The 14936-nt window shown below is 71.8% G+C and carries 15 protein-coding genes; 9 read left to right on the top strand and 6 right to left on the bottom strand.

Annotated features, from left to right (window positions below; translation table 11 throughout):
* The coding region (locus ACFTZL_RS26905) for an aminotransferase class I/II-fold pyridoxal phosphate-dependent enzyme (protein WP_382587739.1) at positions 1-579 on the bottom strand (579 nt) is incomplete at its 3' end.
* Between the two features lie 150 nt (positions 580-729).
* Here ACFTZL_RS26905 and bioB point away from each other — a divergent pair.
* The 6 genes from bioB to ACFTZL_RS26875 all read left to right on the top strand — a co-directional run bounded on the left by bioB (position 730) and on the right by ACFTZL_RS26875 (position 6607).
* A complete protein-coding gene (bioB, locus tag ACFTZL_RS26900) occupies positions 730-1905 on the top strand; it encodes a biotin synthase BioB (RefSeq protein WP_382587737.1) in 1176 nt (391 codons plus the stop codon).
* On the top strand, positions 1898-3193 hold the full coding sequence (locus ACFTZL_RS26895; protein WP_382587735.1) for an adenosylmethionine--8-amino-7-oxononanoate transaminase: 1296 nt from the start codon (positions 1898-1900) through the stop codon (positions 3191-3193). The genes bioB and ACFTZL_RS26895 overlap by 8 nt, the downstream gene beginning before the upstream one ends.
* Position 3194: 1 nt before the next feature.
* Positions 3195-3920, top strand: a complete 726-nt coding sequence (gene bioD, locus ACFTZL_RS26890) for a dethiobiotin synthase (RefSeq protein ID WP_382587733.1) — start codon at positions 3195-3197, stop codon at positions 3918-3920.
* An 82-nt stretch (positions 3921-4002) separates the two neighbouring features.
* The gene (gene bla, locus ACFTZL_RS26885) at positions 4003-4902 is read left to right on the top strand and encodes a class A beta-lactamase (RefSeq protein WP_382587731.1); all 900 of its coding nucleotides are present in this window, start codon (positions 4003-4005) and stop codon (positions 4900-4902) included.
* A 5-nt stretch (positions 4903-4907) separates the two neighbouring features.
* Positions 4908-5855 (top strand): endonuclease/exonuclease/phosphatase family protein, encoded by a 948-nt coding sequence (locus ACFTZL_RS26880; RefSeq protein ID WP_382587729.1) that lies wholly within the window; start codon positions 4908-4910, stop codon positions 5853-5855.
* A 77-nt stretch (positions 5856-5932) separates the two neighbouring features.
* A complete protein-coding gene (locus tag ACFTZL_RS26875; RefSeq protein WP_382587727.1) occupies positions 5933-6607 on the top strand; it encodes a class I SAM-dependent methyltransferase in 675 nt (224 codons plus the stop codon).
* On the opposite strand, the gene ACFTZL_RS26870 is transcribed toward ACFTZL_RS26875, so the two are convergent.
* Entirely contained in the window at positions 6608-6982 is a 375-nt protein-coding gene (locus ACFTZL_RS26870; RefSeq protein ID WP_382587725.1) for a fic family toxin-antitoxin system, toxin component, read from the bottom strand.
* A gap of 4 nt (positions 6983-6986) precedes the next feature.
* The gene (locus ACFTZL_RS26865; protein WP_184599608.1) at positions 6987-7226 is read right to left on the bottom strand and encodes a toxin-antitoxin system HicB family antitoxin; all 240 of its coding nucleotides are present in this window, start codon (positions 7224-7226) and stop codon (positions 6987-6989) included.
* Positions 7227-7362: 136 nt separating this feature from the next.
* Here ACFTZL_RS26865 and ACFTZL_RS26860 point away from each other — a divergent pair, with 136 nt between their 5' ends.
* The 3 genes from ACFTZL_RS26860 to ACFTZL_RS26850 are packed head-to-tail and all read left to right on the top strand — an operon-like array spanning position 7363 to position 11683.
* A complete protein-coding gene (locus tag ACFTZL_RS26860) occupies positions 7363-8175 on the top strand; it encodes an ABC transporter ATP-binding protein (RefSeq protein WP_382587723.1) in 813 nt (270 codons plus the stop codon).
* A 3-nt stretch (positions 8176-8178) separates the two neighbouring features.
* The gene (locus tag ACFTZL_RS26855) at positions 8179-10746 is read left to right on the top strand and encodes an ABC transporter permease (protein WP_382587721.1); all 2568 of its coding nucleotides are present in this window, start codon (positions 8179-8181) and stop codon (positions 10744-10746) included.
* 46 nt (positions 10747-10792) lie between these two features.
* Positions 10793-11683 (top strand): LLM class F420-dependent oxidoreductase, encoded by an 891-nt coding sequence (locus ACFTZL_RS26850; RefSeq protein WP_382587719.1) that lies wholly within the window; start codon positions 10793-10795, stop codon positions 11681-11683.
* 22 nt (positions 11684-11705) lie between these two features.
* Here ACFTZL_RS26850 and ACFTZL_RS26845 read toward each other — a convergent pair whose 3' ends face one another.
* The 3 genes from ACFTZL_RS26845 to ACFTZL_RS26835 form a co-directional block, all read right to left on the bottom strand.
* Entirely contained in the window at positions 11706-12269 is a 564-nt protein-coding gene (locus ACFTZL_RS26845) for a dihydrofolate reductase family protein (RefSeq protein ID WP_382587717.1), read from the bottom strand.
* Between the two features lie 101 nt (positions 12270-12370).
* Entirely contained in the window at positions 12371-12964 is a 594-nt protein-coding gene (locus tag ACFTZL_RS26840) for a hypothetical protein (protein WP_382587715.1), read from the bottom strand.
* A 129-nt stretch (positions 12965-13093) separates the two neighbouring features.
* Positions 13094-14911, bottom strand: coding sequence for a protein kinase (locus ACFTZL_RS26835; protein ID WP_382587713.1), 1818 nt, complete (start codon positions 14909-14911; stop codon positions 13094-13096).
* Between the last annotated feature and the right edge of the window lie 25 nt (positions 14912-14936).

Genomic DNA, 14936 nt, shown 5'->3' with positions numbered 1-14936 from the left:
GTCGACCACCAGCCCCGCGCCGTGCTCCCGGCAGGCCGCGGCGAGGGCCGCGAGCGGGGCCGCGTCGCCGTCGACCGAGAAGACCGTGTCGGACACCGTGATCGCCGCGCCCTCGTGTGCCGAGAGCGCCTTGCGCACGGCGTCCGGCTCGGCGTGCGCCACCACCTGGGTCGAACCGCGGGCCAGCCGGCAGCCGTCGATGAGCGAGGCGTGGTTGCCCGCGTCGGAGACGATCAGGGAGCCGTGCGGGGCCAGCGCGGTGACCGCCGCGAGGTTGGCCGCGTAGCCGGAGGAGAAGACGAGGGCCGCCTCGACACCGCAGAATTCGGCCAGTTCCCGTTCCAGTTCCGCGTGCAGTTCGGTACTCCCCGTGACAAGCCGGGAGCCGGTCGAACCGCCGCCCCAGACCCGCGCGGCACGGGCCGCGCCCTCGGTGACCTCGGGGTGCCGGGCCAGCCCCAGGTAGTCGTTGCTCGCCAGATCGAGGAGCGGTGAGGCGGCCGGACGGGGGCGCAGAGTCCGTACGAGTCCGGCGCGGCGGCGCACTCGCGCCTGCTCGTCGATCCAGCCGAACGCCATGGGGGGTCCTCCGGGAATTTTGTAGGCAGTGCACAGACACTAGCGGGACCACCAGCAGGTCAGTATGTGGCAATACCCACACCTCGAAGCGACTCTGTTGTGCGAACTCTCCTTGGCCCGGAGCGGGTCCGTAGGACAGGATCGGCTCTCATGGACCTGCTGAACACGCTGGTGGACAAGGGGCTTCGGCGCGAGCTGCCGACCCGCGAAGAGGCACTTTCCGTCCTCGCGACATCCGACGACGACCTGCTCGATGTGGTGGCCGCGGCCGGGAAGGTGCGCCGGCACTGGTTCGGCCGACGGGTGAAACTCAACTATCTCGTCAACCTGAAGTCCGGCCTGTGTCCCGAGGACTGCTCCTACTGTTCGCAGCGGCTCGGCTCCCAGGCCGGGATCCTGAAGTACACCTGGCTCAAACCCGACCAGGCCTCCGACGCGGCGGCGGCCGGTGTGGCCGGAGGCGCCAAGCGCGTGTGCCTGGTGGCCAGCGGGCGCGGTCCGACCGACCGGGACGTGGACCGGGTCTCCGACACGATCAAGGCGATCAAGGAGAGCAACGAGGGCGTCGAGGTGTGCGCCTGTCTCGGACTGCTCTCCGACGGGCAGGCCGAGCGGCTGCGCGAGGCGGGCGCCGACGCCTACAACCACAACCTCAACACGTCCGAGGCGACGTACGGGGAGATCACGACCACGCACACCTACGCCGACCGGGTGGACACGGTCGAGAAGGCCCACGCGGCAGGCCTCTCCGCCTGCTCCGGGCTGATCGCGGGCATGGGCGAGTCGGACGAGGACCTGGTGGACGTCGTCTACTCGCTGCGCGAGCTGGACCCGGACTCGGTTCCGGTCAACTTCCTGATCCCGGTCGAGGGCACCCCGCTGGCCAAGGAGTGGAACCTCACCCCGCAGCGCTGCCTCAGGATTCTGGCGATGGTGCGCTTCGTGTGCCCGGACGTCGAGGTGCGCATCGCGGGCGGCCGGGAGGTCCATCTGCGCTCGATGCAGCCGCTCGCCCTGAACCTGGCCAATTCGATCTTCCTCGGCGACTACCTGACCACCGAGGGCCAGGCGGGCAAGGCCGACCTCGAGATGATCGCGGACGCCGGGTTCGAGGTGGAGGGCACCGACCAGGTGACGCTGCCCGAGCACCGGGGCGGCGGCTGCCACGACGGTGGCGGGGTCTGCGGTTCCGAGGGGGGCGGAGGCTGCGGTTCCGCCGACGCCGCCCCGGAGGTCTCCGAGTCCCGTACGGCCGCCGATGCCCGTACCGACCTGGTCGCCGTCCGCCGCCGGGGCGCCGGAACGGACCTCGCGCCCAATGCCTGAGCGCACGGTGCCCGAGCTGACGGTGCCCGAGCTGCTGGAGCTCGACCGGCGGCATGTGTGGCATCCGTACGGCCCGATGCCCGGACGGCAGGAACCGCTCGTCGTGGAGTCGGCGAGCGGGGTGCGACTGCGGCTCGCCGACGGCTCGGGAGAGCTGGTCGACGGCATGTCGTCCTGGTGGTCGGCGATCCACGGCTACAACCACCCGGTGCTCAACGAGGCGGCGCGCGGGCAACTGGAGCGGATGAGCCATGTGATGTTCGGCGGGCTCACCCACGAGCCCGCCGTACGACTGGCGAAGCTCCTTGTCGACATGTCTCCCGACGGCCTCGAGCATGTCTTCCTCGCCGACTCGGGGTCCGTGTCGGTCGAGGTCGCGGTCAAGATGTGCCTGCAGTACTGGCGTTCGCTGGGCCGTCCCGGCAAGCAGCGGCTGCTGACCTGGCGCGGCGGCTACCACGGCGACACCTGGCAGCCGATGTCGGTGTGCGATCCCGAGGGCGGGATGCACGAGCTGTGGACCGGGGTGCTCCAGCGTCAGGTGTTCGCGGACCCGCCGCCTGCCGAGTACGACGAGGCGTACGCCGAGCACTTGCGCACGATGGTCGAGCGGCACGCCGACGAGCTGGCGGCGGTGATCGTCGAGCCGGTGGTGCAGGGCGCTGGCGGGATGCGCTTCCACTCCCCCGCTTATCTGCGGGTGCTGCGCGAGGCGTGCGACGCGCACGACGTGCTGCTGGTGTTCGACGAGATCGCGACCGGTTTCGGCCGTACGGGCGCGCTGTTCGCGGCGGAGCACGCGGCCGTGACGCCGGATGTGATGTGCGTGGGCAAGGCGCTGACCGGCGGTTATCTGACCATGGCGGCGACGCTGTGCACCGCTCGGGTGGCCGACGGGATCTCGCGGGGCGAGGTGCCGGTGCTCGCGCACGGCCCGACCTTCATGGGCAATCCGCTGGCGGCGGCCGTGGCCTGTGCCTCGATCGAGCTGCTGCTCGGCCAGGACTGGCTCGCGGAGGTCAAGCGCATCGAGGCGGGGCTGCGGGACGGGCTCGCGGCGGTCTCGGAGCTGCCGGGTGTGCAGGACGTGCGGGTCCTCGGCGCCATCGGGGTCGTGCAACTGGATCACGCCGTGGACATGAAGACGGCCACCGAGGCGGCCGTGCGCGAGGGCGTGTGGCTGCGGCCGTTCCGCGATCTGATCTACACGATGCCGCCCTTCGTCACGGGCGACGCGGACGTGGCGCGGATCGCGCGGGCGGTGTGCTCGGCGGCGCGGGAGGGATGACATGTCGGTACTGGTGATCACGGGCACGGGCACGGAGGTCGGCAAGACGGTCGTGACCGCCGCCGTCGCCGCGACGGCGCGGGCGGCCGGCCGTTCGGTGGCCGTGCTGAAGGCCGCGCAGACGGGCGTACGGCCGGACGAGCCGGGGGACGCCGCCGAGGTCGCGCGGCTCGCGGGCGCCGTGACGACGGCCGAACTCGCCCGGTATCCCGAGCCGTTGGCGCCGGCCACGGCCGCCCGCCGGGCCGGTCGCACCCCGGTGCATCCGCAGGAGGTCGCGGAGGCCGCCGCCAAGCTGGCCACCGAGCACGACCTGGTGCTCGTCGAGGGGGCGGGCGGACTGCTCGTACGGTTCGACGCGGCCGGCGGCACGCTGGCGGACGCTGCCCGGCTGCTGTCGGCGCCGGTGCTGGTGGTGGCGTCGGCGGGGCTCGGCACGTTGAACACGACGGAGCTGACAGCGCGTGAACTCCGTTCCCGTGGGCTGGACCTGGCCGGGATCGTGATCGGGAGCTGGCCCGCGGCCCCGGATCTCGCCGCGCGCTGCAATCTCGCGGACCTGCCGGACGTGGCCGGAGCGCCGCTGCTGGGCTCCGTTCCCGCCGGGGCCGGAGCCCTCTCCCCCGCCGCCTTCCGGTCGGCCGCGCCGCTCTGGCTGGCGCCTCGTCTGGACGGTACGTGGGACGCGGAGGCGTTCCGGGTGCGGGAGGCGCCCCGGGTCTCCTGAGTCCCGGCGGGCGCGCGGTGAAACCGGCGCGGACGTGATCGCGTGTTGAACTACGTACGTGATCACCTCTGGAGGGAACGCCTTGCACGCGACACACTCACGCCCGTCCCGCCGCACGGCCCTCGCCCTGGGCGCGGCCGCCGCTCTCTCGCTCGGCGGCGGCACGGCCCACGCGTTACCCGGTACGGGTGGCATCACCGCACGGCTGAGGGAGCTCGAACAGGAGCACACCGCGCGGCTGGGCGTCTACGCCCGCAACCTGCGCACGGGCCGGACCGTGGCCCACCGGGCGGACGAACGCTTCCCGATGGCCTCGGTGTTCAAGACGCTGGCCGCCGCGGCCGTCCTGCGCGACCTCGACCGCGACGGCGAGTTCCTGGCCCGGCGTATCCACTACACCCAGGACTACGTCACGAAGTCGGGGCACTCCCCGATCACGCAGGAGAACATCGCGACCGGCATGACCGTCGGCGAACTGTGCGACGCCACCATTCGCTTCAGCGACAACACCGCGGGCAATCTGCTGCTGAAGGAGCTGGGCGGACCGACCGCCATCACGCGCTTCAGCCGCTCGATCGGTGACGGGGTCACCCGGCTCGACCGGTGGGAGCCGGAGCTCAACTCCGCGGAGCCGTGGCGCGTGACCGACACGACCTCCCCGCGGGCCGTGGGCCTGTCCTACGCCCGTCTCGTGCTCGGCAACGCGCTGGAGCCGAGGGACCGGGCACGGATCACGGACTGGCTGCTGCGCAACACCACCAGCACCGAGAAGTTCCGCAAGGGCCTGCCCGCCGACTGGCCGCTCGCCGACAAGACCGGCGGAGGACGGCACGGCGGCTCCAACGACGTGGGCATCACCTGGACGCCGGACGGCACTCCGATCGTGCTGTCCGTCCTGACGACCCAGCCCGAGGAGGACGCCCCGACCGACAACGCGCTGGTCGCCCGGACGGCCGCCCTCCTTGCGACGGAACTCGGCTAGGACCCGTGGCCGACCGAACAGAGCGGCGAGCCGGGCGGTCGTGGGACGCCTGGCTCGTCGCGGGCGCCGTCGGTGTCGCCGGCCTGCTGGGCCTGCACTCCGCCGTGCCCAACGGGGTCGGGCGGCTCGGAAGCCTCCTGGAGACGTTCCTGCCGTGGCTGGGCGTGGCCGTGCCTCTGCTCGGCTGTCTCGCCGCGCTCAGGCGGTCGAAGGCGGGGCTGCTCGCCTGCCTGGCGCCGGTGGCCGTCTGGTTCTGGATGTTCGGCGGGCTGTGGTTCTCCTCGCCCCCGGAGCCGTACGACCTGAGGGTCGTCCAGCACAACGTGGCCGATGACAACTCCGACCGCTCCGGCACCGCACGGGCTCTGCTCGCCACGGGTGCGGAGCTGGTGGCCGTCGAGGAGCTGACGCCTTCCGCACGGCCCGCGTACCAGGAGGTCCTGGGCGCATCCCGGCCGCACCGGGCGGTCCACGGCACGGTGGGTCTGTGGTCGGCCTGGCCCCTGTCGGACGTACGGCCCGTGGACATCCGGCCCGAGGGCTTTCCGGAGAGCTGGCAGCGCGGGCTGCGGGCCACGGTGTCCGCGCCCGGTGGAGCGGTCGCGGTCTATGTGGTCCATCTGCCGTCCGTCCGTCTGGGTCCGACGGGCCTGACGTCGGCGGCCCGTGACGAGAGCGCGGCACTGCTCGGGGCCCGGATCGCGGACGACCCGGCCGGCCGGCTCCTGGTGGTGGGGGACCTCAACGGCACGGTGCAGGACCGGGGGCTCGGTCCGCTCACCTCCCAACTGGACGCTCCGCCCTCGGGGTTCGCGTTCAGTTGGCCGGCCGCCTTTCCGGTGGCGCGGATCGACCAGGTGCTGGGGAGAGGAGCCGAGGTGACGGAAGTGTCCGCCCTGGAAGCGACCGGGAGTGATCATCTTCCGGTGCTGGGCCGGGTCCGTCTGGGCTAGTCGAGTTGTCGGCGGCAGGGGTGCGCGAGGGCCCGGCGGGGGACAATCCCGGTAGGTCGCCTAGCAGGGAGGTCCCCATGCCGCTCCGCTCCGGCAAGGTGCCGCGGGATGCCCTGCACCATCCGCTGTTCGCCCGCTACTACGCCCGGATCAGCGTCGCCGCCGAGACCCGGATGGGCATGGGCAGCGTGCGCGGGAGACTGCTCGACGGGCTGTCCGGGCGGGTGCTCGAGATCGGCGCGGGCAACGGGCTGAACTTCGCGCACTACCCGGGCGCCGTCTCGGAGGTCGTGGCCATCGAACCGGAGCGGCGGCTGAGGCGGCTTGCCGTGGAGGCCGCCCTGCGCGCCGAGGTGCCGGTGGATGTGGTGCCGGGTGCGGCCGAGGCGCTGCCGGTCAAGAGTGAGGGCTTCGACGCGGCGGTGGTGTCGCTGGTGCTGTGCAGTGTGCGGGACGTGCCTCGGGCGCTCGGGGAGCTCCGGCGGGTGCTGCGGCCGGGCGGTGAGGTGCGGTTCTTCGAGCACGGCCGGGGCGGCGGCCGGGTGATGACCTTCAGCCAGCGCGCGCTGGACCGGACGGTGTGGCCGGCGCTGAACGGGGGCTGCCATCTGTCGCGGGAGCCGGTGCGGGCGCTGCGCGACGCCGGCTTCGAACTCGGCCCCTACCGGCAGGTGCTGATGCCGGAGCAGGGGCCGAGGCTGCCTGCCTCGTACTGCGTGCTGGGCACGGCATGGCGCCCGGTCAGCTCCTAATCACAGGCTCCACTGCCGCAGCTCCTGCTCGATGTCCCGCACGGATGCCTCGCCGCCCTTGACCAGCTTGGCGAGGTCGCGGACCTGCTCGGGCGAGGTGACGACCTTGGCGCCGCTGGCCACGAGATACGCGTAGGCGACGGCGGAGGCGAACAGGGCGTTGGAGCGTTCCAGCGCGGGGACGTGGATCAAGAGCTGGAGCAGCGCGGCGGCGCGGGCGTGCGGGCTGTCGTAGACGGGGACGTCGAATATGGCGGCCTGGTGGCGTGCGACGGCGGCGACGAGGGCTCCCCAGTCGGTGACCTGGGGGTCTCCCGGGGTCTTGTGCTCGGCGAGCATCAGCAGCCAGGCGAGATCGATCTCGAGGTTGTTCAAGGGATCAGTGACGACCTTCGCGCGTGCCCTCACGATCGACGCCGAATTCGTCGGCGAAGACGGACTCGTACTGCTTCATGAAGTCGGCGGCGGCCTCCACGAAGGTGTGGCCCACCTCGCCGGTGTCCTGTCTGACCAGCTCTTCGATGTAGCGGTTGACGCTCATACCGCGGGCCAGGGCGCGTTCGCGGGCGGCTCGGGCGGTGCCCTCGTCGACTCGCACGTTCAGCTGGGTCTTCGCCATACCTCGACGCTAGCGCGAGAATGCTAGCACCGGCAAGGCCGGGACTCCGACTCACGGAGGATACCGAGTGTGGGCCGCGTCACATTACCCTCGGGCAAGACGACGAAGTCCGGACATCCACCCCGAGGAGGCGGCCTTGTCCACACCTGCTGCGGAGCACGCCCCCGGCCTGGCGTCGGCCGACGGGATCGCGGCCCGCGCCCGCGGTCTGACCAAGGCGTACGGCTCGGGCGAGACGACCGTGCTGGCGCTCGACTCGGTGGACGTGGATGTCGCGCGCGGGCGGTTCACCGCGGTGATGGGGCCGTCGGGCTCCGGGAAGTCCACGCTGATGCACTGCCTGGCGGGGCTCGACACCGTCTCGGCCGGCCAGGTGTGGCTCGGCGACACGGAGATCACGGGGCTGAAGGAGCGCGAGCTGACGCGGCTGCGCCGGGACCGGATCGGGTTCATGTTCCAGTCGTTCAACCTCATCCCGACCCTGAACGCGCTGGAGAACATCACCCTGCCCATGGACATCGCGGGCAGGAAGCCCGACGAGAAGTGGCTGGACCAGGTCATCGACACCCTGGGCCTGCGGGACCGGCTCAGGCACCGGCCGTCGCAGCTCTCCGGGGGCCAGCAGCAGCGCGTGGCCTGTGCGCGGGCCCTGGCCTCGCGGCCCGAGCTGATCTTCGCGGACGAGCCGACCGGCAACCTCGACTCGCGCGCCGGCCTGGAGGTGCTCGGCTTTCTGCGCGAGGCGGTGGACGAGCTGGGCCAGACGGTCGTCATGGTCACCCACGACCCCGGCGCCGCCGCCCACTCGGACCTGGTGCTCTTCCTCGGGGACGGGCGGATCGTCGACGAGATGCCGCGGCCGACGGCGGAGGCCGTGCTGGAACGCCTGAAGCGGTTCGACACGATCCGCACCCGTTTCGAGGACACCCCGGCCGCCGAGGAGAACTGACCCGTGCTCAAGGCGACCCTGAGAAGCTTCCTGGCGCACAAGGGGCGGCTGCTGCTCTCCGCGCTCGCCGTTCTGCTGTCCGTGGCGTTCGTCGCGGGCAGCCTGATCTTCTCGGACACGGTCAGCCGTACGTTCGACCGGCTGTTCGCCTCCACCGCGGCCGATGTCACCGTCAGCCCCAAGGAGGACCTCGACGAGGCCGTGCCCTCCGGCCGGACGGCCACCCTGCCGGCCGCGCTCGCCGCACGCGTGCGGCAGGTCGACGGGGTCGCGGCGGCGCGGGCCGAGGTGGACGTGGACGGCCTCACGGTCGCCGACAAGGACAACGAGCCGGTGGGCCCGACCACCGGGGCACCCACGCTCGGCACCGCCTGGAACCCGACCGAGCGCAGCCCCGTGGAGCTGACCTCCGGTCACGCCCCGCGCGGTCCCGCCCAGGCGCTGCTCGACTCGGAGACCGCCGGCCGCAAGGACGTCCGTATCGGGGACACCCTCACCGTGATCGCACCGCCCGGGTCGTTCAAGGTCCGGGTCGTCGGCATCGTCACGTTCACCACCACCAACCCCGGCGCCGCCCTGGTCTTCTTCGACACCCGGACCGCCCAGACGAAACTGCTGGGCAGAGCGGGGGGCGCCACCAGCATCTCGGTCGACGCGGCGGAGGGCGTCAGCGACGCGCAGCTCAAACAGCGCGTGTCCGCCGCGCTGGGCGCGCACACCTACGACTTCAGGACAGCCGGCGAGCAGGCCGAGTCGGACGTCGAGCAGCTCGGCGGATTCCTCGACGTCATCAAGTACGTGATGGTCGGGTTCGCCGGGATCGCCGTGCTGGTGGGCGTGTTCCTGATCGTCAACACCTTCTCCATGCTCATCGCCCAGCGCACCCGCGAGCTGGGGCTGCTGCGCGCGCTCGGTGCCGACCGGCGCCAGGTCCGCCGCTCGGTCCTCGTCGAGGCCCTCCTGCTCGGCCTGGTCGGCTCCACGCTGGGGCTCGCCGCCGGGATCGGCCTGGCGGCCGGGCTCATCGAGCTGATGGGCCTGCTCGGCATGAACATCGACGCCGGCGAGATGGTCATCGGCTGGGTGACGCCCGTGACGGCGTACGTCGTCGGACTCGGGGTCACCTTCGTCGCCGCGTATCTCCCGGCGCGGCGGGCCGCGGGGGTCTCGCCGATGGCCGCGCTCGCGGACGCCGAGGTCGCCGGGGTGGGCCGGCCGCTGCGGATGCGCGCCGTGGCGGGCGCGGTCGTCGGGGCGGCCGGGGCGGCGGCGCTCGCGGGGTGCGCGGCGGCGACCCGGACCTCGTCCGCGGCGTCGCTGCTGGGGCTGGGTGTCGTGCTGACCCTGATCGCCACCGTGATCGCCGGTCCACTGCTGGTGCGCCCGGTCATCCGCGTGCTCGGCGCGGCCTTCCCCGCGCTGTTCGGGTCGATCGGCCGGATGAGCCAACGCAACGCCCTGCGCAATCCCCGCCGTACGGGGGCCACCGCGGCCGCCCTGATGGTGGGACTCGCCCTGGTGGGCGGGATGTCGGTGGCGAGCGCCTCGATGACCAGGTCGTTCGACCAGCAGATCGACAAGACGCTGGGCGCCGACTTCGTGATCCAGAACACCAATTTCCTGCCGTTCCCGAAGGAGGTCACCGAGGAGGTGCGCGGCACCGACGGGGTGGGCCTGGTCGTGCGGGGGCGGTTCACACCGGTCGCGGTGCGGCTGCCGGACGGCGACCGCGTGGAGACGACCGCCGCGGCATACGATCCGCGGCTCGACGAGGTCGCCAACATCACCTACGTCCAGGGGGACTCCGCGGCGGCACTGGCGGACGGGCGCCTGGCCATGGACCGGGACTTCGCGCGCGACCACGGCGTGCGCGTGGGCAGCACCGTCCCGGTGGAGTTCCAGGGCGGCCGTTCGGCCGAGCTGAAGGTCGGCGCCCTCACCGACCAGGACTCCGCCGAGGGGTTCGGCACCCAGGGCGGGCTCTACTTCGGCCTCGCCACCCTGGAGCGCTACGCGCCGGGCGGGCAGGACTCCGCGCTGTACGTCAACGCCGCCCCCGGCACCAGCGACGACGACCTGCGCGCGAACCTGGAGCGGACCCTGGATCCCTACCCGCAGGTGCAGGTGCGGGACCTGGCCGACTACAAGCAACTGGTGCAGGACCAGATCGCCGTCCTGCTCTACCTCGTGTACGCGCTGCTGGGGCTGGCGATCATCATCGCGGTGCTCGGCGTGGTCAACACCCTCGCCCTGTCGGTCGTCGAACGCACCCGGGAGATCGGGCTGCTGCGGGCGATCGGGCTGGCCCGGCGTCAGCTACGGCGGATGATCCGGCTGGAGTCGGTGGTGATCGCGGTGTTCGGCGCGGTCCTGGGACTGGCGCTGGGGCTGGTGTGGGGCGTGTGCACGCAGCAGGTACTGGCGCTCCAGGGCATGACGGCCCTCGCGATCCCGTGGGGCACGATCGTCGCGGTGGTGATCGGCTCGGCGGTGGTGGGCGTGGTGGCCGCGCTGCTGCCGGCGTTGCGTGCATCCCGCATGAATGTACTGGCGGCCATCGCGCACGAATGATGGAATCGCGGCAGTCGCTCAAGTCCCCCCTCGGTGAGGAGAGTTCATGCCGCGCCCGTTCCGTTTCGGAATCAACATGCTCACGGCCGCCCCTGGCGAGGAGTGGCGTGCCAAGTGCCGCCGGGCCGAGGAGCTCGGCTACGACGTGATCCTCGTCCCCGACCATCTGGGCATGCCCGCGCCCTTCCCGGCGCTGGTGGCGGCGGCCGAGGCCACCGAGCGGCCGAGGCTCGGCACCTTCACGCTCAACGCCGGTTTCTGGAACCCGGCGCTGCTGGCCCGCGAGGTGGCGACGACGGACGCGCTGACAGGCGGGCGCCTGGAGCTCGGGGTCGGCACCGGCTACGCGCGGGACGAGCACGAGTCGGCCGGGCTGCCGTTCGGCTCGCCGGGCGAGCGGGTGGACCATCTGCGGCGCACGATAGAGGAGTTGGAGCGCCTGCTGGCCTCCGAGGAGCACCAGCCGCGGGCGGCGCAGCGGCCACGGGTGCCGCTGCTGGTCGGCGGGAACGGCGACCGGATGCTGCGGCTGGCCGCCGAGCACGCCGACATAGCGGCGTTCACCGGTGCGCGCACGGCACCGGGCAGCACCACCGGGCAGTTGACGCCGATCAGCCCGGACGACCTCGAAGAGCGCGTGGCGCGGTATCGGAAGTTCGCGGAGGGCCGCGCGGAGCCGGCCGAGCTGAACCTGCTCGTGCAGGTGGTGATCGGCACCGAGGACCGCGAGGCCGCCATCCAGCCGTTGCTGGACCGGGTACCGGGCCTGACGGCGGATGAGGTACTGGACCTTCCGGTGACCCTGGTCGGCACGCTGGACGAGATCACCGCCCAGGTCCTGGCCCGGCGCGAGCGCTACGGCTTCACGTATCTGACCATCCTGGAGCCGTACATGGAGGCGTTCGCGCCGGTCATCGAGCGGTTGCGCGGGGCCTGACGGGGGTCGGCGGACGGGCCGGCTAGCGCGCCACGCGGTGGCGGAGGTAGACGACTCTCGAAGCGAAGGTGCGGGTCTCGACGAGTTCGAGATCCACCCGGCGCTCGTTCCGGGGAAAGAACGGGATGCCACCGCCGACCAGCACCGGGTAGACCACGGTCCGGTACTCGTCGATCAGTCCCGCCCCGGCCGCCTCGGCGGCGAGCGTCGCGCCGCCGATCGCGATGTCGCCCTCCCCCGGCTCGGCCCGCAACCGCTCGATCTCCTCCGCCACGCCGCCGGAGGCCAGGCGGGCATGGCCCTGCACCGTCGACAGCGTGGTGGAGAACACCACCTTGGGGAGCGGGTTCCAGAGCGCGGCCCATTCGTGCCCCGCGTCGTCGAGCGAGGGGTCCTGGTCGGCGGTCTCCCAGTACAGCATCGTCTCGTACAGCCGTCGCCCCATCAGGTGGACGCCGACCTCCCGGATCTCGTCGATCCAGAAGCGAAAGACCTCCTCGTCGGGCACCCCGAAGTCGAAGCCGCCGTCCGGCCCGACGATGTAGCCGTCGAGTGAGACGTTCATCGAATAGGTCACGCTGCGCATCAGCAGTCCTCCTCGGTAACGGGTTCGACAGTACGACCGCCGGACGCCGCAGGACCTGTCGCGACTCGCGGGAATCCCTGGGCCGAGCCGGCCGTGCCGGATCAGCGGCAGGTGTAGGCGAAGGACGCGGACGCCGTGTGCCGGCCAGGGGACTCGATGACCAGCCTCGCTGTCGCCTTGCTTGTGCCCTTGCCGTGGAAGGTCCACAGCAGACGGAGGCGGGTCTCGTCCTGTCCTCTGCCCAGTCGCTCTTCGCGCGGACCCGAAGAGGTGCCGTCGCTGCGGTGCCACTCGTAGGTGAGCGCGCCGGCCGCCCCGTTGGTTCTCACCACCGCCACCACCTCCGCTGTTCCGTCGCACTGGACGACGCTGCTCGTCTGTGCCGTCACCTGAGTGATCCGCAGGTCCGCCGTCTGCCGTTGCCAGAACAGCCAGGCCAGCACGATCGCCAGGACGGCCGCCGCCAGGCGGTATCTGCGGAGCCGGTGCAGTCGCCCGCGGGGCTGCTGCCGGCTCTTGTGCGGCGCCGTGCCGCGCCAGACGTCGACGGCGGTGTCCGTCAGCCCCAGGGGCGGGACGCCCGGTCCGAAGTGCAGGACTTCGGACTCGGGCGCGGGCTCGGTACTGGTCCAGTGGTCGTCGAGGACGGTCGGAACGTAGGTGGCGTCGTCGACGTCCCTGATGGTCGGTTGCACATCCGGGTCCTGCAGGGTCGGCTCCGGGCCCGGACCCGGTAAATCCCACGGCACCACCGGACGCTCGCCGTGGTCCGTCATCCTCGCTCCTCCGTTCAGCTCGCTCTCACAGGCTCCGGTGGACCGGCATCAGCCGGGCTCGCCCTCGACGGCCGCCGGAGCGCCTTGCCGCGGGGTCACATCGGTGCTGCTCTGGCTGGTGGTGCTGAGTGACTGCGAGCTGGAGATGCGCTTCGAGCTCTCCTGCGAATCGGCAGTGGCGCCGGTGTCGGCGCCTGGGCCCACGTTCGTTTCGGAGCCGGTGCCGCCCGCTGCCCCGGCATCACCGTCGCCGGTTCCTGCGAACGCGCCCCCGCCACCGTCACCGTCACCGTCGGCTTGATCGGTGCCGGGGTCGTCCGGCCCGGTGTTGTCCGGCCCGGGGTCGTCCGGCCCGGTGTTGTCCGGCCCGCCGTTCCCCTCGTCGGTGTTCCCGTCGTCAGGAGAGTCCGTGTCGCTGTGATCGGTGTCGTTCTCCGAGCCGGTGTTCTCCGGGGTGCGCTCGGTGTCGGCCCGGGTGCCGGTGTCCTCAGGGGCGCGGGTCTCGGTGTCGCCGGTGCTGGTATCGCCTTCCGCGCCGGTACCCCCGTCGGGGTTCGTTCCGGTGTCGCCGTCCTCACTGTTCCTGTCCGTGTCGGAGCCGGTGTCAGCCGTCCGGGTCCTGGAGTCCATGCCGCTGTCCTGGGCGCCAGACGTGCCGGTCCTGCCGGAGTCCGAAACCGGCCCGGTCGTACGGGTGGGCTCGGTGCTCCGCGTCTCCTTCGCCGAACCGGTGTCCTCTTGTACGTCGAGCGTGGTGACGGCCTGGGTGTGAGCACCGGCGTGCGCTTCGGGTCCGCCCGTCCAGCCGCTGGGTGTCAGGCTCAGCAGCCCCGCCACCGCCACGGCGGCCGCGCCGGTGAGCACATCGCCCCGCCGGTGCAGCCGACCGCGACGCCCTGCGGTCAGCACGGTGCGGGCCAGCTCGGCCGAGGAACCCACCAGACGAGCGTCCAGACGTGAGATGGCCGGCGGCACCAGTGCCGCCGCCAGCGCGGCCAGCCGACTCTGGCCGCGGTCCTCCCAGTCGGGTCCGTACGCGTTCCCGGCCACCCACTCCAGTTCCCGCAGGAAGTCGAGGGCGTTCGGGGGCCGCAGCGCCGGGTCCTTGGCCATGCCGTACCGGATCAGCCCGCGTACCACTTCCGGCACCCCGTCCATGGGCACCGGCTCCTCGGCGTGCTGGCGCAGGAAGTCATAGGGTTCCGGCCCCTCGAACGGGCGCACGCCGGTAAGGCACTCGTAGAGGGTGGCGGTCGCCGCGTACACATCACCGGCCGGAGTTGCGGCCTCCATTTTCCACTGTTCCGGAGGCATGTAGGCACAGGTACCGCACAAGTTGTGGCGGTCGCCGGTGCGCGCGGCAATTCCGAAGTCCACGAGCTTTGTCCGGCCATCCCAGTTCACCAGCACGTTTTCGGGCTTGTAGTCGCGGTGCACCACGCCGACGCCGTGCGCGGCGGCCAGCCCGAACAGGGACCCTTTCAGCACGACGAGTGCGGCCTCGGGGTGGGTGGACCCCTTCCTCTTCAGCAGGGCGCGGAGTGCGGCGCCGTAAACGAGTTCCATGACGATGGCCGCGCCCTGCTCGGCCTCGACGTACTCGTAGAGGCGTGTCACATGAGGCGATGTCAGGTCACTGAGCAGCCGGGCCTCGGTTCGCAAGGCAGTGCGAAATTCCGACCTCGAACACAGTTCCTCATTGAGGTACTTGATAGCGACGTTCCGGCCGGTCGCGATATGGCGGGCGACCACTACCCGGCCACTACCGCCTTTGCCCAGGTTCTTCAAATCGACATAGCCGGGGACGGTCCATGAATCGCCACGCCAGTCCCCTTTACACCCGTCGCGCTCACTCGCTCCTGTCACACTTCCCCCTGAAGTTCAGTCATAC

It is taken from the genome of Streptomyces sp. NPDC056948 (assembly GCF_042674225.1).
GTDB classification, from domain to species: Bacteria; Actinomycetota; Actinomycetes; order Streptomycetales; family Streptomycetaceae; genus Streptomyces; species Streptomyces purpurascens.
The sequence above is the reverse complement of the archived record's forward strand: the minus strand, read 5'-3'. Positions and strand labels throughout refer to the sequence as shown.